General features: G+C 48.3%; 18 protein-coding genes and 1 pseudogene. 10 read left to right on the top strand and 9 right to left on the bottom strand.

The window, feature by feature from the left end:
- Nucleotides 1-60 precede the first annotated feature (60 nt).
- The 5 genes and pseudogenes from JOY44_RS03920 (at nt 61) to JOY44_RS03900 (ending at nt 4,975) form a co-directional block, all read left to right on the top strand.
- Complete coding sequence (locus tag JOY44_RS03920) at nt 61-888, top strand: ABC transporter permease (RefSeq protein ID WP_171572412.1); 828 nt, start codon at nt 61-63, stop codon at nt 886-888.
- A 2-nt stretch (nt 889-890) separates the two neighbouring features.
- The gene (locus JOY44_RS03915) at nt 891-1,289 is read left to right on the top strand and encodes a DUF2809 domain-containing protein (protein WP_171572411.1); all 399 of its coding nucleotides are present in this window, start codon (nt 891-893) and stop codon (nt 1,287-1,289) included.
- Nucleotides 1,290-1,415: 126 nt separating this feature from the next.
- Nucleotides 1,416-2,021 carry a glutathione S-transferase family protein gene (locus JOY44_RS03910; RefSeq protein WP_171572410.1) on the top strand — a complete coding sequence of 202 codons (606 nt, stop codon included), beginning with the start codon at nt 1,416-1,418 and terminating at the stop codon, nt 2,019-2,021.
- A gap of 522 nt (nt 2,022-2,543) precedes the next feature.
- Complete coding sequence (locus JOY44_RS03905) at nt 2,544-3,923, top strand: oligosaccharide flippase family protein (RefSeq protein WP_171572409.1); 1,380 nt, start codon at nt 2,544-2,546, stop codon at nt 3,921-3,923.
- 181 nt (nt 3,924-4,104) lie between these two features.
- Nucleotides 4,105-4,975, top strand: a pseudogene (locus tag JOY44_RS03900) (IS630 family transposase).
- A gap of 175 nt (nt 4,976-5,150) precedes the next feature.
- Here JOY44_RS03900 and JOY44_RS03895 read toward each other — a convergent pair.
- A complete protein-coding gene (locus JOY44_RS03895) occupies nt 5,151-6,347 on the bottom strand; it encodes a glycosyltransferase (protein ID WP_171572408.1) in 1,197 nt (398 codons plus the stop codon).
- A gap of 301 nt (nt 6,348-6,648) precedes the next feature.
- On the opposite strand from JOY44_RS03895, the gene arsS reads away from it, so the two are divergent.
- A complete protein-coding gene (gene arsS / locus JOY44_RS03890; protein ID WP_171572407.1) occupies nt 6,649-7,713 on the top strand; it encodes an arsenosugar biosynthesis radical SAM (seleno)protein ArsS in 1,065 nt (354 codons plus the stop codon).
- A gap of 120 nt (nt 7,714-7,833) precedes the next feature.
- Here the strand turns inward: arsS and JOY44_RS03885 are convergent, their stop codons facing one another.
- From JOY44_RS03885 to JOY44_RS03860, 6 genes are all read right to left on the bottom strand, one after another.
- The gene (locus JOY44_RS03885; protein WP_171572406.1) at nt 7,834-8,400 is read right to left on the bottom strand and encodes an IS630 family transposase; all 567 of its coding nucleotides are present in this window, start codon (nt 8,398-8,400) and stop codon (nt 7,834-7,836) included.
- On the bottom strand, nt 8,397-8,912 hold the full coding sequence (locus tag JOY44_RS03880) for a helix-turn-helix domain-containing protein (protein WP_171572405.1): 516 nt from the start codon (nt 8,910-8,912) through the stop codon (nt 8,397-8,399). Before JOY44_RS03880 ends, JOY44_RS03885 begins: the two co-directional genes overlap by 4 nt.
- 30 nt (nt 8,913-8,942) lie before the next feature.
- Entirely contained in the window at nt 8,943-9,860 is a 918-nt protein-coding gene (locus JOY44_RS03875; protein ID WP_171572404.1) for an FTR1 family iron permease, read from the bottom strand.
- A 7-nt stretch (nt 9,861-9,867) separates the two neighbouring features.
- Nucleotides 9,868-10,896, bottom strand: a complete 1,029-nt coding sequence (locus tag JOY44_RS03870) for a helix-hairpin-helix domain-containing protein (protein ID WP_171572403.1) — start codon at nt 10,894-10,896, stop codon at nt 9,868-9,870.
- Nucleotides 10,897-11,044: 148 nt separating this feature from the next.
- A complete protein-coding gene (locus tag JOY44_RS03865; RefSeq protein WP_171572402.1) occupies nt 11,045-12,052 on the bottom strand; it encodes a multicopper oxidase domain-containing protein in 1,008 nt (335 codons plus the stop codon).
- 90 nt (nt 12,053-12,142) lie between these two features.
- A complete protein-coding gene (locus tag JOY44_RS03860; protein WP_171573686.1) occupies nt 12,143-12,874 on the bottom strand; it encodes a pantothenate kinase in 732 nt (243 codons plus the stop codon).
- A gap of 144 nt (nt 12,875-13,018) precedes the next feature.
- Between JOY44_RS03860 and JOY44_RS03855 the strand changes: the two genes are divergently transcribed.
- The 3 genes from JOY44_RS03855 (at nt 13,019) to JOY44_RS03845 (ending at nt 17,541) form a co-directional block, all read left to right on the top strand.
- Entirely contained in the window at nt 13,019-14,746 is a 1,728-nt protein-coding gene (locus JOY44_RS03855; RefSeq protein ID WP_171572401.1) for a diflavin flavoprotein, read from the top strand.
- Nucleotides 14,747-15,109: 363 nt separating this feature from the next.
- A complete protein-coding gene (locus JOY44_RS03850) occupies nt 15,110-15,679 on the top strand; it encodes a phosphate-starvation-inducible PsiE family protein (protein ID WP_171572400.1) in 570 nt (189 codons plus the stop codon).
- 77 nt (nt 15,680-15,756) lie between these two features.
- Nucleotides 15,757-17,541: a diflavin flavoprotein gene (locus tag JOY44_RS03845; protein ID WP_171572399.1), complete on the top strand. Its 1,785-nt coding sequence runs from the start codon at nt 15,757-15,759 to the stop codon at nt 17,539-17,541.
- A gap of 73 nt (nt 17,542-17,614) precedes the next feature.
- Here JOY44_RS03845 and JOY44_RS03840 read toward each other — a convergent pair whose 3' ends face one another.
- Both JOY44_RS03840 and JOY44_RS03835 read right to left on the bottom strand, forming a co-directional pair.
- A complete protein-coding gene (locus tag JOY44_RS03840) occupies nt 17,615-18,151 on the bottom strand; it encodes a phycobiliprotein lyase (protein WP_171572398.1) in 537 nt (178 codons plus the stop codon).
- Nucleotides 18,152-18,446: 295 nt separating this feature from the next.
- On the bottom strand, nt 18,447-20,597 hold the full coding sequence (locus tag JOY44_RS03835; protein WP_171572397.1) for a polyribonucleotide nucleotidyltransferase: 2,151 nt from the start codon (nt 20,595-20,597) through the stop codon (nt 18,447-18,449).
- Nucleotides 20,598-20,846: 249 nt separating this feature from the next.
- Here JOY44_RS03835 and JOY44_RS03830 point away from each other — a divergent pair, with 249 nt between their 5' ends.
- The gene (locus JOY44_RS03830) at nt 20,847-24,308 is read left to right on the top strand and encodes a DEAD/DEAH box helicase (RefSeq protein ID WP_171572396.1); all 3,462 of its coding nucleotides are present in this window, start codon (nt 20,847-20,849) and stop codon (nt 24,306-24,308) included.
- The last annotated feature ends 154 nt before the right edge of the window (nt 24,309-24,462 follow it).

Genomic DNA, 24,462 nt, shown 5'->3' with positions numbered 1-24,462 from the left:
TAGAAGAAGTGGATTCTCTAGTGGCACAATGATGGAAACTTGACCTGATGAGGCATAGCCGTGGGCGATCCGTTTTCTACTGCAATCCGCAAAAACACTCCGCGATCGCGCTGGCAAACTCTGTGGAATGACACATTGACCGTGTTTTGGGGCGATTGGCTAGATTTGCGGGTGCGTTTAGTGCAAGTCGCCGCATCGGGTTTGGTATCGCCGTTGATTTATATTGTTGGATTTGGCTTGGGCTTAGGCAGCGCTTTAGATGCCACTGTCAAACCGAGTGCTGGCGATAATTACCTGCAATTTATCTTGCCAGGAATGGTGGCACTGTCGTCGATGGTGATTAGTTTTGGAGGAACGACCTTCTCGATTTGCGGCGATCGCCTTTTTACCAAAACCTTTGAAGAACTGATGCTGATGCCTGTCCATCCGTTAGCATTGCACATGGGTAAAATGCTGGCAGGCGTGGTGCGGGGGATGCTCACGGCTGGGTCAGTTATTCTCGTGGCGATTCTGTTCACGGGCAAAATCTGGAGCTTTTTGAATCCGCTATTTTTGGTAGTGGTGATGCTAAACTGCGCTGTTTTTGCGGGATTGGGCGTGATTGTCGGGTTAAACGTGAAATCGTTAGAAAGTGTAGGCATCTACAACAACTTTGTGATTGTGCCAATGTCGTTTTTGGGCGCAACCTTTTTTGATCCGGCAACGCTGCCACCCGTGCTGAAAGTAGTTGTGTATCTGTTGCCCTTAACCTATGCCAGCATTGCCTTACGATCTGCGGCATATTTACCATTGGCTCAGTTTCCCTGGTACTCAATTGTAATTTTGCTGGTGGTGGCGATCGCGCTTTCCATTGCTGGAGCTTATCAATTTTCCCATCAGCAAGATTGAACATGTCTCGCCGCGCTCAATATTTTCCTTACCGAATGATATTGCTAGTCAGCATTTTTATCATTCTGCCCTTGGGCTACGGGGTACGATTTGCTGCTGACACATGGCTGAATGACTTTTTTGGTAGCGTTGCTTACGAGATTCTACTCATATTGCTCGGAGCGTTTCTCTTTCCAGCTATTCGTCCTATTTGGGTTGCCCTATGGGTCTGTCTGGCAACTTGCATTCTGGAGGGTTTACAGCTTTGGCAGAATCCATTGTATTTGGCTGCCAAAGCGACCTTTTTAGGACGGCTCGTGTTGGGCAACACTTTCGTTTGGTCGGACTTTCCAGCTTATTGTGTGGGCAGCTTTGCAGGCTGGGCATGGGTCACGCTGCTGCGCCGACGCTGGGTTCGATGAGCGATCGCGCGCCCATACACACTCCGCACTCTGCTATACCTGTCAATCTGAAGCGGTCGCGCTACACTGCCATCAAGCTCTGTTGCAAGCGTTCAGTGCTATTTTATTCCTTACCTTTTAACCTAAATGATTGACCTTTATACTTTCACCACACCCAACGGTCGCAAAGCCTCCATCATGTTGGAAGAGGTGGAGCTGCCCTACGCCGTCCACAAAATTGACATCACCAAAAGAGATCAATTTACGCCGGAGTTTGTTGCAATCAATCCCAACAGCAAAATTCCCGCGATCGTCGATCATGAAACAGGGATCACAATGTTTGAATCGGGCGCAATTTTGATTTACCTTGCCGAAAAAACTGGAAAACTGATGCCAACAGAACCCAAAAAGCGCTATCAAGTGCTGGAGTGGCTGATGTTTCAAATGGCAGGTGTGGGTCCGATGTTTGGACAGTTAAACCACTTTAAGAAATTTGCGCCAGAAAAAATCCCTTACGCGATCGATCGCTACGAAAAAGAAACGCTCCGACTCTATAGCGTATTGAATCAGCAGCTAGAAACCAACGAATTTATTTGTGAAGAGTACTCCATTGTGGATATTGCCACATTTCCCTGGGTTGCCACATATTCTTTCCAAGGATTAACTCTAGACAATCATCCCCACTTAAAGCGCTGGTTTGAAAGCATTCAAGCTCGTCCTGCCGTTGTAAAAGGAATGGCAGTTCCTTCCTAAACGTTGAGCCGAACTGCGACAGCTTTGAACTGTTGCAGCAGCAGATTCGCTTAGGTTTTATTCAGCTTCAAACAACTCCGCGATCGCGCTCATTGCTGATGCCAGCAAACTTGACCAGCAGCAAGCATTAACCAGAATTTTAGTGTCATCTAGCCAAACCAATCGATCCAAAAACTTTGGTCAAGACAGTAGCACTATTGACTCAAGTCTCTAGGTAGGTGAAGGGCTAAATGTGAGCCACTTTTTATCGCTTGCTGGGCGCGATCGCAAAATTGTTTGAAGTATAAGTAAGGATGATTGCTGATTTAGCGTAGCAACTGTGAAGGGTTAAGAAAAATGGGAAAACTAAACGCAAGTTCATCGATCAATGTGGTCATACTAGAACGGAGGATTCATTTCTATCCGGTATCACCTGATACCTGATTGATTGAGGATATGCTACTTTTAGCTAGCATTCCTCAATCTCGCCTGCCTGATAGCGCGCCTATTTGAGAAACACACTAAAAGCTTAGGATTATACCAATGACTGAAGGTTCTACCGATAAACAGCCGGATGAACTGCTGACTAATCAGTCCAAGTCTTTGATGCAACGAGTCATTAAAGGCTCAGTTTGGACTCTCGGGGGATATGCAATTAGTCAAGTTGTTCGTTTAGGAAACAACTTTCTGTTGGCACGGTTACTCTTCCCTAAAGCATTTGGGTTGATGGCGTTGATTTACACCTTTATCACCGCTCTTCAAATGTTTTCAGATATTGGCATTAATATCAGCATTATTCAAAATAAGCGTGGGGATGATCCTAAATTTCTGAACACAGCCTGGACCATGCAAGTTATTCGGGGCTTGGTTCTATGGATTTGTGCTTGCTTAATTGCAATGCCAGCAGCTTCTTTTTATAAAGAACCCCTGTTGCAATACTTACTGCCAGTCGTTGGTTTTACAACCGTGATCGACGGCTTGCTCTCAACAAACATGGCAACAGCAAACCGTCAGCTTTCATTGAAACGGTTGACTCTATTAGATTTGAGTACTCAACTGATAGCGATGCTCGTAACCGTTGCGGGAGCATGGATAGCTTATACAGCCAAAGCTCCACAAGAACTTGCAGTTTGGGCGTTAGTGCTAGGCACGTTTACCAGTTCAATCATTAGAACTAGCCTAAGCCACACCGTTATGGAAGGAATCCGCAACCGCTTTGAGTTGGAGCAAGAGGCGGTTAATGAAATTTTTCGCTTTGGTCAATGGATATTTTTCAGTACGGTACTAACCTTTTTTGCGCTTCAAGGCAACAACTTAATCATTCCGAGCTTGTTAGGCGTTGGCTTTTTTGGAATTTTCACTCAAGCTCAAACTCTGTCACGGGCGGCAAATGAGGTGATCCTGGTTTTAGGGTCTCGGGTTTTGTTTTCATCCTATTCAGAGTTGGTGCGCGATCGCCCCGAACGGCTGCGTCCTGTTTTAAGGCGATCGCGCCTTGTTTTGAATGGCATCAATCTGCTTGCCTGCCTATTTTTTATCTTTCTGGGTAAACCTTTAATTCATTTTTTGTATGACGATCGCTACGCTGATGCTGGCTGGATGCTGCAAATTTTGGCAGTCGGCGCACTGGTGACTGTTCTAGGCTACACGTACATGGATGTGTTAATGGCTCAGGGCAGAACTTCTCTCCTTCCCTTGCTGCACGGCACTCAGGTTGGCATTCAGCTTATGACTGTGTTTGGAGGCTACTACTTTGGGGGTGAATTTGGCGCGATCGTAGGGATTGCTGCGGTTGGTTGGTTTCTGTATCCCATTCAAGCCTTTATCTTTGCCCGCTTGCACCTTTGGCAACCAGAAATTGATCTACCAATCATTGGCATTGCATCTGTTATGGGAGCGTTGGTATTAAAGCAAGTCATTTAGACAAAGTTTGCAGTCCTTTCTTCAGTTCCACTGAAAATCCACTAAATCAACCGACCCGTCCGCTTGCGGACGGGGTATGGAAAACATTTTGCTTCCGAATACCAGATTCGGATATATAGCAATCGAGAGGATAGTTAAGACAGGATATACAGATACACCTAAGTAGTGGATAGCTATTCCCATGCCTGCTCCTTACAGCGACGACCTGCGCCAAAAAGTACTGGACGCGATTGCTAGTGGACACCGTAAAAGCCACGTCAGCCAACTGTTTAACATTAGCCGCAACACGATTGACCTGTGGCTCAAACGACGAGACGCAACAGGTTCACCCAGTGCTATTCGGCACTATCCACGCGGTCCCCAAGGCAAGATCACTGATTTGGAGCAATTTCGAGTCTTTGCCAAGCAGCATGGACATTTGACGCAGAAGGAGATGGCAGAGCAGTGGGGTCAACCAATCAGTGACCACACCCTGGGTAAAGCCTTAAAGCGGATTGGTTTCACTCGAAAAAAAAGAGCTATGGCTATCGGGAACGGGATGAAGCGCAACGGCAAGTCTGCTTAGCCCAATTGCAAGCCTACCTTCCGGAGCAACTTGTTTATGTGGATGAAGCCGGTGAGGATGACACCGAAGACTATGCCTATGGATGGTGTGAGCAATCCAAGCGATTTGAGGCCCTGAAATTAGGGCATCGAACGGAGCGCATCAGCATGATTGCTGGATGTGTGAGCGTCAAGTGATCGCGCCGATGACCTTTAAGGGCTATTGCGACAGTGTGTTATTTGAAACCTGGGTACAGGAGTTTCTCGTGGCTCAGTTAAAGCCAGGACAAGTGGTCGTGATGGACAATGCCAGTTTTCACAAATCGAGGGTAATTCGAGAGCAGATTGAGCAAGCTGGGTGCCTTGTTCTATTTCTGCCACCCTATTCCCCGGACTTGAACAAGATTGAAAAGTTTTGGGCGCGGCTGAAGCACTACTTACGTAAAACCCTCAATCAGTTTCAAACCCTTTGGGATGCAGTCGATAATGCCTTCAAAGCATTGTCCTAACCAACTGCTCGATTGCTATATCCCTACTCGATTTAATTAGGTAATAATTACTATTCGATAAGGGACTTAAATTCCTTGCTCAAACGGCTAGTTATGCTGGATTAATCTCTAAACCTCATAGGTCTCTTGATTTTTGAAAATTTGAATTCACGTTAGCTTATTGCAGAAAATGCCATTATTGCGGAAACAGAGCTTTAAGAGTTTTTGCTTCGGTTGCGGCATTGTGGTTTTGAGCCACCAGTTTTGCCCCAGTTTTGCCCATTTCCTCTAGCTGGTCATGCGGAGTGTGAATAGCAACTTGCATTGCTTCTTTTAATGCACTTACTGAGCCAGAAGGAACTAGCCAGCCAGATTTGCCGGGTTGAACCAGCTCAGGAATGCCTGCAATGTAAGTGCTAATAACAGGGCGACACAGTGCCAAAGATTCCATAATCACAACGGGCAATCCTTCCGCGAAGCTAGGAACTAGCATTACTTGTGCCGCCAAGATTTGCTGCTGAACCTGTTCGTTGGTTGCCCAGCCTGTGATTTCGACATGATTTTCCAGGCGGAACTGACGGATCATGGATTCAATTCGTTCTCTTAATGGACCATCGCCCACTAGCACCAGTTTGAAATCATGTCCCTCGGCTGCTAGGTGACCGGCCGCCTCAATCAAAAGGAGGTGCCCTTTCTGCTCACTCAAGCGCCCAATGCAAACAAAGTGTGGCTGCATGGGCAGGGGTGTGTAGGGGTGTTTCAAAAACATTTCATCAACCCCACAATGAACTACGTGAATTTTTGACCACTGGGGATAATCGCACCAGCGATACAGTTGACTTCGACCGAAGGAGCAGACAGACACCACAAAAGCAGCACGTTCAATCTTCTCTGTTAAGCCAATCGCTTGGGGCTTATCAAATTCTTCAGGGCCATGCACAGTCAGGCTGTAAGTTGGACCACCTAACTCACGACACAGCATGGCAACAGTTGCTGAATTAGTGCCAAAGTGCGTATGAACATGGGAGATTTTTGCTCTGGCAAACCAACGGAGTAACACACAAGCTTCTGCCAGATAAGCTAGATGGTAGACTAAGCCGCGATCGGACGAGTGCCCAACTGTGTAAGCTAACTTGGTAGCTTTTAAGAAGCGCAACGGATGTTTTAACGCCACAGCGATAGTGCTGCCAAGCAAGCCAGAAACGCCTTTTCCCAGCACATATTGAGTTTTGCTAGCTTCTTTTTTGTCAGCTTCATCAATGATTTCAGCCGCTAGCGATCGAATGGAAAAACGGTTGATTGGCACTCCAGCCGCTTCTAGAGCCACAATTTCTCGGCGAATGAAGCTGTGGCTGGTTTTGGGGTATTGATTAACAAGATAGGCAATAGTCATCGCAAGGGTGTTAAGGGGGAACAGACAGATCCGTAATTGCGCTTTTCTAAAAACTAAGGAAGATGCAATATAAGTGGCAACTTTTCAGAATGCTTGATTTTGAGAAGTTGTTCAACGTTCTAACAGTTTTCTTTTGGAGTGGCATCGTCAAATACCGAGGCTTAAGGAAATAAACATCTTCTCTACAGGTAAAGTTACGGAAATGAAGTAACGCCTCAACTATGCACTTGATTACCAGGGGTAATTCCCTTTTTTAGGAATCATTTATCGTAGTAGTCTAAGCACTTTTAAGAGAAATTTAGTGACTACTTCTCTACAAGAGCGGCGATCGCCTCTCGCATCGACTGATTATCAACAAGCACTCTTGAATGCGCTGCCCTTATCGACCGCACCCTATCAGGGCAACTTTGACACCGCCCTTTTTGCCCACAACTGGCAAACTTTACAGCCTGCGTCTCTAGAGATTTTTCAAATTAATCTTGGCAAATTATGCAATATGACATGCCGTCATTGCCATGTAGATGCCGCCCCTGATCGCCGAGAGGTAATGGATCGAGATACTATCAACGCTTGCCTTGCTGCGATCGACCAGACCAATGCCCATACGGTTGATCTGACGGGTGGTGCCCCAGAACTCAATCCTCATTTTCAGTATTTGGTAGATGAATGCACTCGGCGCGGCAAAAAGGTAATTGATCGCTGTAACTTAACTGTGCTGCTGTTGCCAACGATGCAGGAGTTGCCGGAGTGGTTAGCAAAACGCCAGGTTGAAATCGTTTGCTCTTTACCCCACTATCGTCAGCGCAATACGGATGCACAGCGGGGAGACGGCACCTTTGAAAAATCGATCACAGCGCTAAAAAGGCTGAATGCAGTTGGTTATGGAAAAGGAGACCCCACCCGCTGTTTAACCCTAATGAGTAATCCTGTAGGGGCGTTTCTATCCAGTTCGCAAGCCAGCCTAGAACAAGAGTGGAAAACGGGATTGTCGAAGCATCAGGGGATTACCTTCGATCGCCTAATTACCTTGAACAACATGCCAATTTCGCGTTATTTGGAATGGTTAGAGTCATCGAATAATTTGAAGCGCTATATGGAACTGCTAGTGAACTCTTTTAATCCAGACACGATCGCGGGTCTAATGTGTCGCAATACCCTCTCCGTTTCTTGGGATGGTCGGCTGTTTGACTGTGACTTCAATCAAATGTTGGAGTTGGATTGCCAGCCGGACAAGGTGAAAGCGATGCACATTCGCGACTTTCATCCAGAGTGGTTATTGCAGCGGCAAATCGTCACCGGACGGCACTGTTTCGGCTGCACGGCGGGTGCGGGGAGTTCGTGCGGTGGGTCAATCAAGGAGTCGTAAACAGTCGTAAACAAGAGGCGGTGCAAGAGTAGGGCGCTTCGTGAAGCGCCCTTACCGAACACAGATGATGCTTAAGACGACAACTGTTTTTTGGCGAATAGACTGCGACCTGATACCAATTTAAATGGTGTCAATGACAGATAGTGCATTGAGGATAAAGGGGTAGCCTGTAAGGGAAGCAATCACTTGAGGGGTTAGCTGGGCTAAGAGTTGATCAACCCTGGATTGCAGTTGGTCAAGCGTTTTGAACGCAGCCCACTTGAGATCCGCCTTGAGATGTTCCCATAAACGCTCGATAGGATTTAACTCTGGGCAGTAAGGCGGTTGAAACACCAAGATAATGTTCTCTGGCACAATAAGGTCTTTGCCTTTGTGGAACCGTCCGTTATCCACTTGCAGGATGTTGAGACTATCGGGGTAAGCCTTGGAGAACTCATCTAAGAACCATTGGTAGCATGCGGTATCGACATGGGAGAATTGCAAGAAAAAGGACTCTCCTGTGGTAGGTTCCACAGCACCGTATAGCCAGAATGCTTTGAATATCCATTGCCACGCCCCGATGGGTTTAACCCCAACTGCCGTAATTAATCGTCCGATGAGCGTGTGAAGTCCAAAGCGACTCTCATCTTGTGCGAAGTAACGAATCGGTCGCTCATCCTGGCGCACCTGCCGATAGTACTGACTCAATAAGTCGAGGTCGTCTGCGAGGTTTGCTTAAATGCCTCTCGCTGGACTCGGTTCTGCTTGATGTTTTGAGGACGGGCGACCTTGAGTTTCGCTTTGAGTCGATAGCGCGTCATCTGGTAGACCGCATGATACTCGGCTTCTACCCCTAAACTCTCTAACAGCCACTGCTGCACCTTCCCATAGCTGCTAAACCCATTGCTCGGTTCCTGCAATCGCTTGGCTAAGGCAACCTCCGCCCACATTGGAATCACCCGGTTGCCTCCTCCTGGAGTGGGTTTAACCACCAGCAATGCTTCTAATCCTTGCGCTCGGTACAGGGCTAACCATTTTTGCACCGTGCCCCGATGCCTGCCAATTGCAATCGCAATCTGACTGACACTCGGTGCGTGCGCTTGTTTGAGCCAGTACAACACTTGCAATCGCTCTTTGAGTATCGGCTGTTCAACCGCTCGCAAACGGGTGCCTAGCTCCTCGAGACTTTCTTTAATTGCGATTGCGCTTACTCCAGCCATTGTTAGACTCTCACCTCTACATCGCTCAGTTTATCTGATCTGTAATGGCTCCAATTTAATTTGGTATGAGAGGCTTTGGAAATAAAATCCGCCAACCGACAATAGGAACAGGATGTATGCGATCGCCTGCACCAAATAGAGCCGCTGAGTATAGCCAAACAAAGCGTTGAGAATCGATCCAGGAAAGCGATCATCTGGTAGCACCTGACCTAAATCCCACACCTTAGGACCCAAAATGCAAGAATGCAATTTTGCAAAGCGTTCATAGTAAAAACACATCGACTCTGAAGATCGACCTTGGCTAGCGAGGGTACTCATCACCGTATCGAAGTGACCGAGTGCTGTCACTGATAGTCCTGCCACCACCAGCAAGAGCAAAATTCCCATCGCTTTAAAAAACAAGCGCAAATTCAGCTTGACTCCCCATTTGAACAACAGCACGCCAACTACGGCAGCAGTTCCTAATCCGGTTAAGGCTCCCAGCGCAGGCAAAAAACCTTGCTCAAACTTTGCCAGGATAAAGACCACCGTCTCGAAGCCTTCTCGCAGTACGGCAATAAAGATCAGCCAAAAGATCCCTAAAGCACCCCTCTGTTTCAAGGCACTAGAAACCAATCCTTCGACTTGGCTCTTCATTGATCGTGCTTGCTGCGTCATCCACACCAGCATCCAACTCAAGAAACCGACTGCGATCAGGCTAAAGACACCTTCCAGCAAAGGTTCTGCCACTGGGCTGGCAGAACCAAGAACTTTGATGAGCCAGCCAAACAAGAACCCAATCAATGCGCTCACTGCAATCCCAGCAAGCACACCCAGATAAACCCAGCGGTTGAGTCGAGTTTGCTTTGCTTTTTTGAGGCAGGCAAGCACAATCCCCACCACCAGTGCTGCTTCAACGCCTTCTCGTAAGGTAATCACAAAAGCGGGTAAGACAGAGCTAAAGTCCATGACATCCTTATTTAGCGATCGAAGCTTGAATTACAGGGGCACTGATCATTTCAATCTGCTTTACTTTTGCAGCCACTTGATCTGCCGTCAGCACTGAGGTTGTAGGGGGAATAGCAGAGGGCCACGCTTTCCGTAATTCAGTGAAGGATGTAACTATTTGGTCGTTTACTTTTGGATCGGCTTGCTTGACTTGCTCTGCAATATTTTTGTAAACCGTATCTTGTGCGTAGGCAACAAAGCCACGGGAGTCTTGGTACTCGATTGGGGCACTAATTTTACCGTCGGAGATAGACGCTGTGTATTCAGCCGTTGCGGTTTCCAGCAAGCCATTAACCACTTGCAGCGAAAAGTTGGCAGATTGACGTTGAGTGTCGGGTAAGGCTGCAATCGCCTGATCGATCGCCTTCATTGCCTGATCGTATTGAATTTTGATTTGAGGATCGTTGGGCTTTGACTTCACCAGATCTTGTAGTTGGATCAGCACACCCTTAAAGTCTTCAACCTTGCGTTCTTGAAACTGATCCTCTAAATCCACATAAATTTCTTCAACTGGGTGTCCAATATGGGGTTCTGCCTGATCTGGTTTTTTCAATGCCAACAGCTCACCCGCGACAAGCATGTGCCCCTTCATCAAGGCTAATTTCGTCATGTAGTCCACCTCTTTGGCTTCGCCCGTCAACACAACTTCTTCGATGGTGACTTGATTTTTTATCTGGTCAAACTGCGCTTGACTAATCACCTTCTTGCTAACGAGATCTTCGATGCTGCCGTAGGGGCGACTGGCTTGAATTCTATTGGATAGCGCAGGTACGCCTAATGCCGCTTCTAGTTTGTCGAGTTCAGACAAAATGGCACTATTAATGTTGATTTTAGGTTTTCCCATAGACATTGACCCGCTCGGCGATATGGCAACAGGCGAGGAGGAAACCGTCGTTTGATTCGAGGCTGGGGGACTGCACGCTTTAATTCCAATCACGAGTGCGCCCATCGAAAGCGCCAAAACGACATATCGAATTAAGCGATGAAAAATTCCCATTGCCACGACTCCTTATAAATTCATTGATGCTTTCGATCAAGCCGACTCGGCACTCACAGGAGGCGACGTTTTAAGACAGCTTGTCAAAGCAAGTAAGCTTAATCCTGATGCTTTTGATTACTAATGTCAATAACTCTGCGAGTAATTCTCAACTGTTTTGTGAAATCACATCAAACAGTCCCATGCAGCCCGCTTCCGCGATCGCGTCCTGGTGGGGGTGAAACATATATTTACCAGCGTACGGATAGGCAAACTCCAAAATATGCCGTTCAGCCGTGCCCATCGTAATCACATCTGCCTCATAAGCAGGTTTAAGCACCATTCCGGTTGGATAGACTCGAAAGAAGTTGGCATGGATATGAAAAGTCAGTGCTGGATCGAATTCAACCATATTCAGCAAATATACGCGCACCAATTGATTTTTATAAATCGGGATGGGATGGTGCATATAGTAATGAGGCAAGCCGTTAAAGGCATATAAATCATTGCGCTTCTTGTCATTAATATCGTAAGCATTCATCACCAGCACAATCTCGTCGGCAGGTGGGCGACCTTCCTTGGGGTCAATGATCAACATGCCATGCAATCCCTTGCCGATGTGCCGAGTGACAGGGGCAATATGGCAGTGATAAAGATGTAAACCGTAGGGCACCGCATCAAATTCGTAAATAAAAGCTTTGTCATTGCTAATGGGGCGCACCCCATCCATGTTGCTAGGATGGATGCCGTGGAAGTGCATGGTATGAGCATGTCCACCCTGATTGAGAAAAAGGACTCGAATGCGATCGCCTTCCCGCGCACGCAGAGTGGGACCGGGCACCCGTCCGTTGTAGTTCCAAGTAACGTAAGAAACTGCGCTATTTAATTGCAGCGGTGTAGTACCGGCAATAATCCGAAACTCGCGAATTGTGCGCCCGTTTTCTTGCTTAACGGTGCCATAGTCAAAGTCCCGTAGCGCCTGCATGGGGTTCACACCATTGCCATAGGTGGGCGTATCCACGGGCAATGGGGGCACCCGCACCGGCTGGTGCGATCGCTGGTCTAGCCAGTAGTAGCTGCCAGCGGCTCCAGTCAAAGCCGCACTGCCTAACCCTGCTTGTAAAAGTCGCCGTCGCCCCCAGAACTTATCGCTGTCAAAATTTTTGAATGAAGACATTACAGATAATAAACGTCACTTTTGCATTTAGAGCTATCTCACTCTTCTAAAAGTTTATTGCAAATAGTTCTCATATGCTAAGTGTGATTCTCAGTTGCTAATGAAAAGTTCATTATTTTTGCGAATGGCTCGAATACCGTTAAAAGCTAGATGAGGATTCACTTTCACGGAACTAGCTAAATTTGGGTAGAGATCCTGGAAGTAATGATGTAAGAGATTGCCATCGCCTCCCGTGAATACAACAGCGCTGGTTGGATAGATCTGCCGCCAATCGTGAATAAAAGAGTGCAGCCCAGCAATCACCGTATGCAAGATGCCGCTGGCGATCGCAGTTTCAGTGGTCAGCGCCCAACGATGGGGAAGGGAAGAAGCGGAAAGAGGAAGGGAAAATAGGGGCAAAGCCGCGGTGCCTTGATTGAGGGATTGGAATTGTAGTTTTAATCCGGGTAGAATCGCTCCGCCAATGAGGCGATCGCCGTTCGATCCGGTCAACGTAAGGGCAGTTCCGGCATCGATAACTAAAACAGGGTCGCCCACGGTTTGGATGGCACCCCACACTGCTAAGGCGCGATCGATGCCTAAGGTGGGATACATTCCTTGCAGCGGCACTTGCTCCAGGCTTAAAAAGTGAGCACGATCATAAGCTTGCCAAAACTGATTTTGCGATGGCACAACAGACGCAATCCAAAGCTCGTGTAGCAACTGGACTTGATCCTGATTCACGTGGGGCGTATCCCAGGTTTTCTGGAGGCGATCGCTGCTAAACTCTGCCCAGTGAAGCCGGGAATTGCCAATGACAAGCGCTATCCACACATTAGTCACTTCCAAAAAATCAGCCTCTTAAAAACGATAAGCTATACTGATAAGTAACTTTGCCTAACAAAACTTTACAAAATTCAGATCCCCATTCAAGATAAGAAAATAGACAATTTTTTATTTTAAGTACTTACATAAGAGAGGTTAATCATGGTGGCACTTCGAGAAAAAACATCTACTCGGCTGACCATGCAAACCGTTGAGATTGCTGCTAATACAACAGCGATTCGATCGCTTGATTGGGATCGCGATCGGTTTGATATTGAATTTGCTCTAGAAAATGGCACGACTTATAACTCTTTCCTGATTCGCGGCGAAAAGGTAGCGCTGGTCGATACCTCCCACGAAAAATTCCGCCAACTTTACTTAGATACTCTGACTGGCTTAATCGATCCTGCCGAGATCGATTATCTCGTCATTAGCCACACTGAACCCGACCACAGCGGCTTAGTTAAAGATGTGTTGGAACTTAACCCCAACATTATTGTGGTGGGTGCCAAAGTTGCCATGCAGTTCTTGGATGATTTAATCCATTTTCCTTTTCAGCGAAAACAGATCAAGAGCGGAGAACGACTTGATTTGGGGAACGGACACGAATTGGAGTTTGTCGCCGCGCCCAATCTGCATTGGCCCGACACTATCCTCACTTACGATCACAAAACGCAGACCCTCTTCACCTGCGATGTTTTTGGGATGCACTATTGCGATGATCAAACCTATGACGAAGATTTAGAGCTACTGAACGCAGACTACAAAACCTATTACGACTGCTTAATGGGTCCCAATGCTCGTTCAGTGTTGGCGGCGTTGAAGCGGATGGGTGATTTGCCAACCGTTGCTCAAATTGCGACTGGGCATGGTCCTTTGCTGCAATACCACGTTGAAGATTTAGTCGGACGCTATCGCACTTGGAGCCAAGCGCAAGCAAAGGCAGCGACTACGGTCGCATTTTTCTATGTGTCTGAGTATGGCTGTAGCGATCGCTTGGTTCATGCCATTGCCCAAGGGGTCGGCAAAACAGGCGTTGTGGTTGAACTAATTGATCTGCTGGAAGCCGATCCGCAAGAAGTGCGGGAACTGGTCGATATTGCCGCTGGGATTGTGATTGGAATGCCGCCGCAATCGGGTGCCTCTGCTGCTCAAATTCAGCCATTACTCAGCACGATTTTGGCTGCAACCCATGCCAAACAAACTTTTGGTTTGTTTGAATCGGGCGGTGGCGATGATGAATCGGTGTATCCCTTGCGGAACAAGCTTCAAGAGATTGGCGTTGTGGAAGCGTTTTCACCCATTTTGATCAAGGAAACGCCAACGGAAGCGACTTATCAACTGTGTGAAGAAGCCGGAACTGACCTAGGACAATGGTTAACGCGCGATCGCAGCATCAAGCAAATGAAATCCCTGGATAATGACCTGGATAAAGCTCTGGGACGTCTCAGCGGCGGGCTGTACATCATCACTGCGAAAAAAGGCGAAGCCTCTAGCGCGATGTTGGCATCCTGGGTGGCTCAAGCTAGCTTGGAACCGATTGGCATCACCATTGCCGTCGCAAAAGACCGGGCGATCGAATCCTTCATGCATGTGGGCGATCGTTTTGTGCTGAATATTCTCGAAGAAGGTAACTATCAGCCCTTAATGAAGCACTTTTTGAGGCGCTTTCCTCCTGGTGCCGATCGCTTTGCTGGCATCAAAATCTACCCCGCCTCCAACGGATGCCCGATCCTGGCAGAGTCCCTCGCTTACCTGGAGTGTGAGGTGATTAGCCGGATGGAAGGCAGCGACCACTGGATTGTTTACAGCAGTGTGGATATGGGGCGTGTTTCCAAAGCCGATGGGTTAACTGCCGTTCACCATCGGAAAGTGGGCAATCACTATTAAACCAAAGCGGTCGAATAGCTGTAATCGCAGATTTCAACGATCTGCTTCATTCTATTGATTTGACTAATTCTGCCTAAATAATTGTCTTGGGGAAGCTTTTTTCAAACAGTTGCCTAGGGCTGATTAATTGACACCCCTTGCATTTGCCTGATTCTGCCATCAAATAGACCTCCCAACTCATAGAGAAAGTCCTAAAGAGTCCTGGGTGGAGATTTTAGTCCATTTCAGCACAATAGCTGAGGATGCAACTGCGTCAAGCTTACCAATCAAAACCATAGGTTTTTCCAATAGGATGGCTGCTTACATATAAGTTATTTTAAGAGTATTCTGACTCTATGAATGTACTGGACTAAGGATCTGCTCATGCAACCCTCTGTAAGCCCACCCACATCTACACAACCTACCTGGATTAATCGCGTTGTACACGCCTTAGAAATCGTTCAGGATTTAATTATTATTTCTCTCTGCATCGGTTTATTTTGTGTCATGGTGCTGCAACTACGCAGTATGTTTTTGTCGCTACTGCCACCCTTAGATTTTCAAGAAGTGACGGCTGATATTCTATTTCTGCTGATTCTGGTGGAATTGTTTCGCTTGCTGATTATTTATCTACAAGAACAACGGGTATCGATTGGGGTGGCTGTGGAAGTAGCGATCGTGTCTGTTTTGCGGGAAGTGATTGTCCAAGGCGTGTTGGAAGTTCCCTGGAATCAGGTACTTTCTGCCTATGCATTTTTACTGGTGCTCGGGGCATTGCTGATCATTCGGGTATGGCTACCGCCTACTTTTGAAGGCGTTGATCCAGAAAAACGACTATCCAGAAGAAGAAGCCTTTCGCGAGAGGTGGGAGCCGGGGAAAGCCATCTTTCTGAGCAACCCGACATTGCTTTTATGATGAAAGAAACTGCTGAGCTTTCTAGCTTAGAGGGTTAATTTTGATTTTTAGATTGTTTGATAGTTCGTGTCGCTTCTTTTTTTGATATTCGTCCCCTTGCTGCTATTCCCTACCTATGGCTGATTTCAAACCCCGTGATGTTCAAGTTGCTGAGATGGGTGCTGGTACGACTGTGCTGCGATCGCGCACCTGGGATCGGCTCAAATTTGAGACCGAATATGCCCGTCAAAAAGGCACCACGGCAAACTCTTATCTAATTCAGGCAGAACAAACCGTACTCATTGATCCACCAGGCGAGTCTTTTACCGAGCTTTTTTTAGAAGAGTTAGGACATCATCTTTACTATCAGCGGTTAAATTACATCGTTTTGAGTCATGTGAACCCTAATCGATTGGCAACACTCAAGCGCTTGTTAGAATTGGCTCCCTACGTCACCGTGATTTGTTCCAAACCTGGCGCAAATACACTGCGATCGGTGTTCGCCAATCAGCCAGCCCTGCCCTCGCCAAGAGACGATGAAGCCCACGATTTAGGAATTGAATTTGGCAATCAAACCCTAAAAGTGCACATTGTTCGTGATGAAGAAGTGCTGGATTTGGGCAATGGGCATGAACTCCAGTTTCGCTTTGTGCCTACCCCCCGCCATCCAGATGCACTTTGCATTTATGATCCAGGCACTCGCGTGCTCTATACCGACAAATTATTTGGCGCTCATGTTTGTGATGATGCCGTGTTTGATGAGCATTGGAAGGCATTAGATGGCGATCGCCGCTACTATTTTGACTGTCTCCATGCCGCTCAAGCACCCCAAGTTGAGGCGATTTTAGATAAGCTGAGGTCGGTTCCAGCCAAGCTGTATGCTCCTGGGCATGGTTCCATTGTGCGCCATAGCCTCAGCGTTCTCACCTTGGACTATCGCCAGTGGTGCCAACAGCAGCAGACCAAGGATTTGAATGTGGCGCTACTGTATACCTCTGCCTATGGCAATACCGCAACTCTGGCAACTGCGATCGCTAAGGGTGTAAGCCAATCCGGAGTTGCCGTTCAAGCCATTAACTGCGAGTTTGCCAACCCAGCAGAAATTACGGCAGCGGTTGAAGACTGTGATGGCTTTATCATCGGCTCCCCAACGTTGGCAGGGCACCCGCCAACCCAAATTCAGACCGCATTAGGGATTGTGCTATCCACTGCCACCCAAACAAAAGTCGCTGGTGTATTCGGTTCCTACGGCTGGAGTGGGGAGGCAGTCGATCTGATTGAAAGTAAGCTTCAGGATGCAGGCTACCCGTTGGGGTTTAAAACGATTCGCGTTAAGTTCACGCCCACAGAAGACACTCTAGAAAAGTGTGAGCAGGCTGGAGCAGAGTTTGCCCGTACCCTCAACCGCGCCCGTAAAATTCGGGCACCGCGACAAGCCAGTGTAGATGGGATGAGCGATCGCACGGGGCAGGCAGTCGGGCGAGTCACAGGTTCCTTGTGCGTGGTGACGGCTCAATCAAACGGGGTTCCTGTAGGATTCCTCACTTCCTGGGTCTCGCAAGCAGGATTTAGCCCACCTGCTATTACGGTGGCGATCGCCAAAGATCGAGAATTAGACTGCCTCGCCCATGCGGGTGAACACTTTGTGCTGAATATTTTGAAAGAAGGTAAAAATTTGCGCCGCTTCTTTGCAAAACCCGCCACACCGGATGAAAATCCTTTTATCAACTTGGCAACGGAACCTGCTGCCAACGGATGCTTGATCTTGACTGAGGCTTTATCTTACCTGGAATGCACCGTGCAAAATCGGATGGATTGCGGTGATCACTGGCTGCTCTACGCGCTAGTGGAGTACGGCAAGATGTTGGAATCAACAGGAGTTACAGCCGTGAACCACCGCAAATCTGCCAGCCAATATTAGTAGGGGTATCGCATCTGGCAACTGCCTTTGGATGAAATCTCAAGCATTCGAACCAGATGCGATGCCCTTTCTTCTACAAACGTTTTTCCAAGTATTGACCAATCATTTGTTGCTCACCCGCACGAGAAATAATAGTTTGGCGCGTGCGATACAGTTGCCCAATTAGCTTCAACTCTTCTTCAAAAGACGAGCCTTTGTATTCTGTTTTGAGGCAAAGGGTTTGCGGATTGGTGAAGTGATATTGAGCCGTGACAGGTTTTGTTGTGGCAAAGCCGCGATCGCGCAATAGGCTCGTGCCCAGCGCCCCAAACAAAGTAGAACCATTAGATTGCTGCTTGCCTGTCACCGATTCTTGGCTATCCCAACTGACCTCTGCTCCGCAGGTCAACGCCGTTTTATCCGCTAGCTCGTGTAATCCTGCAAGATGGATCAACTCTGGAGAACCCTGGGGCAAAAAGCGAATTTGAATGATGCTGACGACTTCTTTGGTTTCGCCATCAGGGAGCGTGTAGTACCGCCGCTCAGAGCGCCAACCGCCTTCGGATTGGCGAAAGAAATCAGCAATTAAGTTATCTTCGATCGTTTGAGAGAGTTGTAGCAGAGAAGTCACGAGATGTTTCCTCACTATCGAACAAGTAGACAAGCAGAACTCAAAGGTCAGCTTCGAAATGAATTGTTATTAATCTTAATAATCTTAACATTATTCATTTTGAAGGATTTTCAGCTTTGGCGAAACAAGCTTTGGATAGAGAACGTTTCCTTTCAATAAAAAACGAGGACTCCTGTAAAGAAATCCTCGTTGAGATTATGCGTGAATGGTTTAGCTAAAATTGTGAATCATGAACGATTTTTGCAAAAGGGCGCGACCTTAGAAATAAAGTGATCGCGCCTTTTAATCCATTCTCCTAAGCTTGAGTCGCCGCCTCACGAGCCGCAGTCGCCTCATCAGGATGGATGCCCAAACGCGTCAAGTTGATGCGCCCACGACTATCAATTTCCTTCACCTTGACAATCACCTCATCCCCAAGATTCACTTCATCTTCCACCTTGCCCACCCGGTAGTCAGCGAGTTGAGAGATGTGAACCATGCCTTCCTTACCTGGAAGAAACTCCACAAAGGCCCCAATAGGGATAATGCGCGTTACTTTCCCAGCATAGACATCGCCGGCATTGAGCTTGCGAGTCATGCCTTGAATAATAGAACGGGCACGTTTTGCTTTTTCACCATCGATCGCCGAAATTGTCACAATGCCAGTATCTTCGATGTCGATCTTGGCACCTGTTTCTTCGGTAATGCCCTTAATGGTTTTCCCGCCAGGACCAATAATCATGCCGATGAATTCAGGGTCAATCTTAATGGTGAGCAGACGAGGCGCAAAGGGCGACATCTCTGTACGATGCGTGTTGATGGTTTGCATCATCTTGTCGAGAATAAACAAGCGAGCAGGTTTTGCCTGATTAATGGCTTGGGCAATCACATCCATCGGCAAGCCGTGAATTTTCATGTCAAGCTGCAAAGCGGTGATGCCAGTATCGGTGCCAGCCACTTTGAAATCCATGTCTCCCAGGAAATCTTCAATGCCTTGAATATCGGTGAGGATGCGGATTTCTTCCCCTTCCTTAATCAGACCCATGGCGGCTCCGCTGACGGGTTTGAGGATGGGAACACCTGCATCCATTAGCGCCAAGGTGGAACCGCACACAGAACCCATAGATGTAGAGCCGTTGGAAGATAACACTTCAGAAACGACTCGCAGCACATAGGGAAAATCTTCTTTCTTCGGCAGGATGGGAACTAAAGCTCGTTCTGCTAGGGCACCATGTCCCACTTCGCGCCGTCCGGGCGATCGCATGGGTTTGGTTTCACCCACCGAGTAGGGCGGCATGTTGTAGTGGTGCAGGTAGCGCTTTTTCTCATCTGGATGCAGATCATCCATTTCTTGAGCATCGCCGGGAGTGCCTAAGGTAACTACAGACATTACTTGAGTTAAGCCCCGATTAAACAGAGCGCTGCCATGAACGCGGGAGGGCAATACACCAACTTGGCAAGAAATAGGACGGATTTCATCCAGTTTGCGACCGTCAATCCGCACGCCATCTTCCACGATTTGGCGACGCATCAAAACTTTGGTCACATCTTTAAACACATTGCCCACCGCTTTTGAGTTCGCTGCGGCTGCCAATTTCACCGGGTCTTCTGCGGGTAGTTCAGCGATCGCAGCAGTCAAAGAACCTTTGACCTCATCTAAAGCTGCTTCCCGGACTTTTTTATCTTTTTCAAACCGTCCGATCACTTCTTTGACTGGAACGGTGACGCGCTCGCGAATGAAATCTTCTAGCGTTTTATCCACTTCCGGCGTTTCTGCTGTGGCGATTTCAATGCCCAATTCTTTAAGGATATCGCGTTGCGCCTGAATCAAATCACGCACCGCTTCATAGCCAAAATCGATCGCCTCAATCATGTCTTGTTCGGGCAATTGATTTGCGCCTGCCTCCACCATGATGATGCCTTCAGGAGAACCCGCAACGATCAGATCTAGGTCACCGCTCTCAATTTCTTTGTAGGTTGGGTTGATGATGAAGTCATCGCCCACGAGACCCACCCGCACGGCTGCCATCGGTCCATTAAAGGGAATTTGCGCGAGCAATACCGCCAGCGAAGCACCTGTTACCGCCAGCACATCGGGGGGCACCAGTTCGTCAAGCGATAGCGTCGTAGCAACTACTTGAATGTCATCCCGCATCCAGCCCGGAAACAAGGGACGCAAGGGACGGTCAATCAAACGGCTGATCAGGGTTGCTTTTTCGGGAGGGCGACCTTCACGGCGAAGAAAGCCTCCGGGAATGCGTCCGGCTGCATACAAGCGCTCTTCATAATCGACCAACAGGGGTAGAAAATCGATTCCTTCTCGTCCTGATGCGCGGGTAGCGGCAACTAATACTGCGGTATCTTCCGACTGGACTAAGACTGCACCGCCTGCTTGTGGAGCGAGCAGACCAATCTTTAGTCGAATATCCCTACCATCAAAGGATATTGACTTTTGAATTTCTTCCATGTAACGTGGTATCCTTTTCCATCTTTTATTCTCTGTCGCAATCGTAGCATTGATGTACAAAGAGAGAATTTTTTGGGCGATCGCAATCTCTCAGACCGGAGTTTGCAGCTTGTACAATGACAGTGTTGAGATGCGTTTATCGCCGTCAGGGTGGCAAATTTACCCGGCAATTGCCATGCTCAGGGCATAGAATAGCCTCTATAGCGATGAACTCATCCGATTAGCGACCCCCGAAGGCTTTAAACGAGAATGGCAATCTTACACGGTAGCTGGCTACTGTTGCCGCAACAATCCGATTCAAACCAAGATAAATTCGTGCCTGGGCAGGCGAGTTGCCTAATCATTTGGGGAGAAATTTGGCGCAAGGTCACTCCGCAGGCAGCGGTGCCAACAGAAGCGGCTGAGCTTGCGGTTGTTCAACCCAACCCCTATGGGATGACGCAGCTAGAATTGATGGATTTTCTCAAAGGCTTACAAAAGGAGCATGGCATTTATCTGCCAGCCTTAGCTCCCGTGGCGGCAACATTGGAGCCAGATCCACCCAAAAGAACCCGTAAAACTGCCAAATCAACCCCAACCATAGAGGCGATCGCTCCCAATCTACACGGTGCAACCTGGCAGATCCAAACCGTCGGCTTACCGACTGCTGTGTTGGAAGGCGATTTGGCAGTTCCCAGCAGTGCAGTCCTGTTGCCGCAACTATCCGCCACTTCCGCTGGTGATCTCCCCCTGGTCGTTTACCCCTGGCACGTTGGAGGGTTATGTTTATCGGCGACTGAGGCACTTTTATTCCTCAACTCTTTGCCATTGGGCTATCAGCAAGTCGAGGAATCCTTTGTCAGCGGAGATTTGCGCTTTTGGAGCCATGTTGCCCGTTGGAGCCTAGATTTGTTGGCACGGGCAAAATTTTTACCCGGATTGGAGAAGCGCAACGAGGGGCAAACAGATTTTGCAGTCTTTGCCGAATGGGAGCCATTGTTGGATAGTGCCGTTGATCAGGCTCGTTTAATGCTGTTTGGCGATCGCATGCCTGCCGCTTGTCGGATGTATGAGGGGCAAGGGGCGGGTGCATGGCGAGGAGATAAGAAAGAGAAGATAGAAGACAAAAATGACCCAACCTCGCACTCTCAACTCCCAACTCCCAACTCCCAATTCTTCCTCTCTCTTCCCCCCGATCCTCAAGTCTTGCTGCTCGACTTCTTGCAATCCACGCTAGATGCTCAGATTCGGCAAGCAGCTCAGACTGCTGGGCTGCCCATACCTGAAAAAGAAACAACGCAAACGGGAGCGATCGCCCCGGTACTAGAGGATTGGTTACATGCCTTGAGCAATTCTGCGGCTCAACTGCAAACAACCGCGATCGAAGCGTTGGAAACCTCCCTGCAAATCTGGACGACTCCGCTGCAACATCGCCGCGCAGAAAATTTGTTCCGCATCTGCTTGTCTCTCTATCCACCTAGCTACGGACAAAGCAACTGGCAGTTAGAGTATGGCTTACAGGCTGTAGATACGCCCAATTTCATTGTGGATGCTCCAACCATTTGGAATAATCCAGTGGAGCGTTTGAATGTCCAAGGACGAATGATCTCCCAGCCTCAAGAAATTTTCTTGATGGGCTTGGGATTAGCCTCTCGCCTTTACGCCCCAATTGAGCCGAGTCTGCAAGCACCGCGCCCTCAGTTTTGTGCGTTGAGTTCAATGCAAGCCTATGAGTTTCTCAAAAGCACCGCCTGGAGACTGCAAGATAGTGGATTGGGGGTGGTGGTGCCGCCTAGTCTCGCCAGCCAGGACGGTTGGGCAAATCGACTGGGACTAAGAATTCAGGCGGAAACTGCCAAGTTGAGAAAAGGGCAGCGCCTTGGTCTGCAAAGTTTGCTCGATTTTCGGTGGGAACTCACCATTGGTGGGCAAAGTATCTCTAAGGAAGAGTTCGATCGCCTGGTGGCGTTGAATATGCCGCTCGTCGAAATCAATGGTGAATGGGTGGAACTGCGATCGCAAGATATTCGCAACGCCCAAACCTTTTTCGCCAGCCGTAAAGATCAGCCTGCGCTGTCCTTAGAAGATGCCTTACGCATCAGCACGGGCGATACCCAGATGATTGAAAAGCTCCCAGTGGTTAGCTTTGAGGCAGCCGGTGCCTTAGAAGGGCTGATCAATACGCTTAGTGGCAATCAGGCGATCGCAGACATCGAAACGCCAGCCAGCTTCCAGGGCGAGCTGCGTCCTTATCAATCCCGTGGCGTGGGTTGGCTCTCATTTCTAGAGCAGTGGAGTTTGGGCGCTTGTCTTGCAGACGACATGGGTTTGGGTAAAACCATTCAATTGATTGCCTTTCTACTGCACTTGCAGGAACAAAACTCGTTAGATGCTCCCACCCTGTTGATTTGCCCAACTTCAGTCCTCGGCAACTGGGAACGAGAAGTCCAGAAGTTTGCGCCCAGCTTGAAAGTGCTGGTGCATCATGGCGATAGTCGCCCGAAGGGAAGAGACTTTGCTAGAGCGGTTCAAGAAATTGACCTGGTACTTTCTAGCTATGCGCTGGTGCATCGAGATATCAAAGACCTGCAAACCGTTTCCTGGCGGGGCGTGGTGCTGGACGAAGCGCAAAACATCAAGAATCCAGAAGCAAAACAATCGCAGGCAGTCCGGCAATTGTCAGCCCAGTTTCGCATCGCAATGACGGGCACTCCGGTGGAAAATCGTTTGTCTGAGCTATGGTCAATTTTGGATTTCCTCAATCCCGGCTACCTGGGACCCAAAAACTTCTTTCAGCGCAGATTTGCGGCCCCGATCGAACGGTATGGCGATACGGCATCCTTGCAAACTTTGAGATCGCTGGTGCAGCCCTTCATCCTCCGGCGACTGAAAAGCGATCGCACCATCATTCAAGATTTGCCCGATAAGCAAGAGACGACCATATTCTGCGGCTTATCCTCTGAGCAAGCGTCTCTCTACCAACACTGGGTCGAGAAATCACTGTCCGATATCGAAGCCGCTGACGGCATTCAGCGGAAAGGCATCATCCTCGCACTCATCACTAAACTGAAGCAAATTTGTAACCACCCTGATTTATTTTTGAAAGGAGCCACCGCTGAGGAAAGTGAAGCAGTCGAGGGTCAAGACAAAACTAAAAATCCTGATCTAGCCTCCTTTCAATCCCGTTCTGGCAAACTGCAACGCTTGGAAGAGATGCTAGAAGAAGTAGTGGCAGAGGGCGATCGCGCGTTGATCTTTACCCAGTTTGCCGAATGGGGAAAATTGCTCAAAGCCCATTTAGAAAAGCAGCTTGGCAGAGAAACCCTATTTCTCTATGGCAGCACGTCTAAAAAACAGCGTGAGGAAATGGTTGATCGCTTCCAGCTTGATCCTCAAGCCCCTCGCATTTTCATTTTGTCGCTCAAAGCGGGCGGGGTTGGCTTAAACCTGACCCGCGCCAATCATGTGTTTCACTTCGATCGCTGGTGGAACCCGGCTGTAGAAAATCAAGCAACCGATCGCGTCTTCCGAATTGGACAGAAACGCAAAGTACAAGTCCACAAATTCGTCTGTAGTGGCACCCTGGAAGAAAAAATTCATGCCATCATCGAAAGCAAAAAAGCTTTGGCGGAACAGGTCGTCGGGGCAGGCGAAAGCTGGCTGACTGAGCTGAATACCGACCAGCTGCGTGATCTTTTACTGCTTGATCGGAGCGCAATTATTGACGAATAACGGTCAGATCCCAAGGGCAACTTTTCAAGGACAACCTTTAACGAATCATCTCGAGCCACGTTTTTGAACCGATGCAAGCAATAGCGGACGGACTTGCTTGACCCATTGCTCAAAATTCAACTCAGTTTCACCGCTATCAGATTTAGCAGAAGAC

This window comes from Leptolyngbya sp. Cla-17, from assembly GCF_016807185.1.
Taxonomy (GTDB): domain Bacteria; phylum Cyanobacteriota; class Cyanobacteriia; order Leptolyngbyales; family Leptolyngbyaceae; genus ULC077BIN1.
Note: the sequence above shows the minus strand (reverse complement) of the source record. Positions and strands in the feature narration are given on the sequence as shown.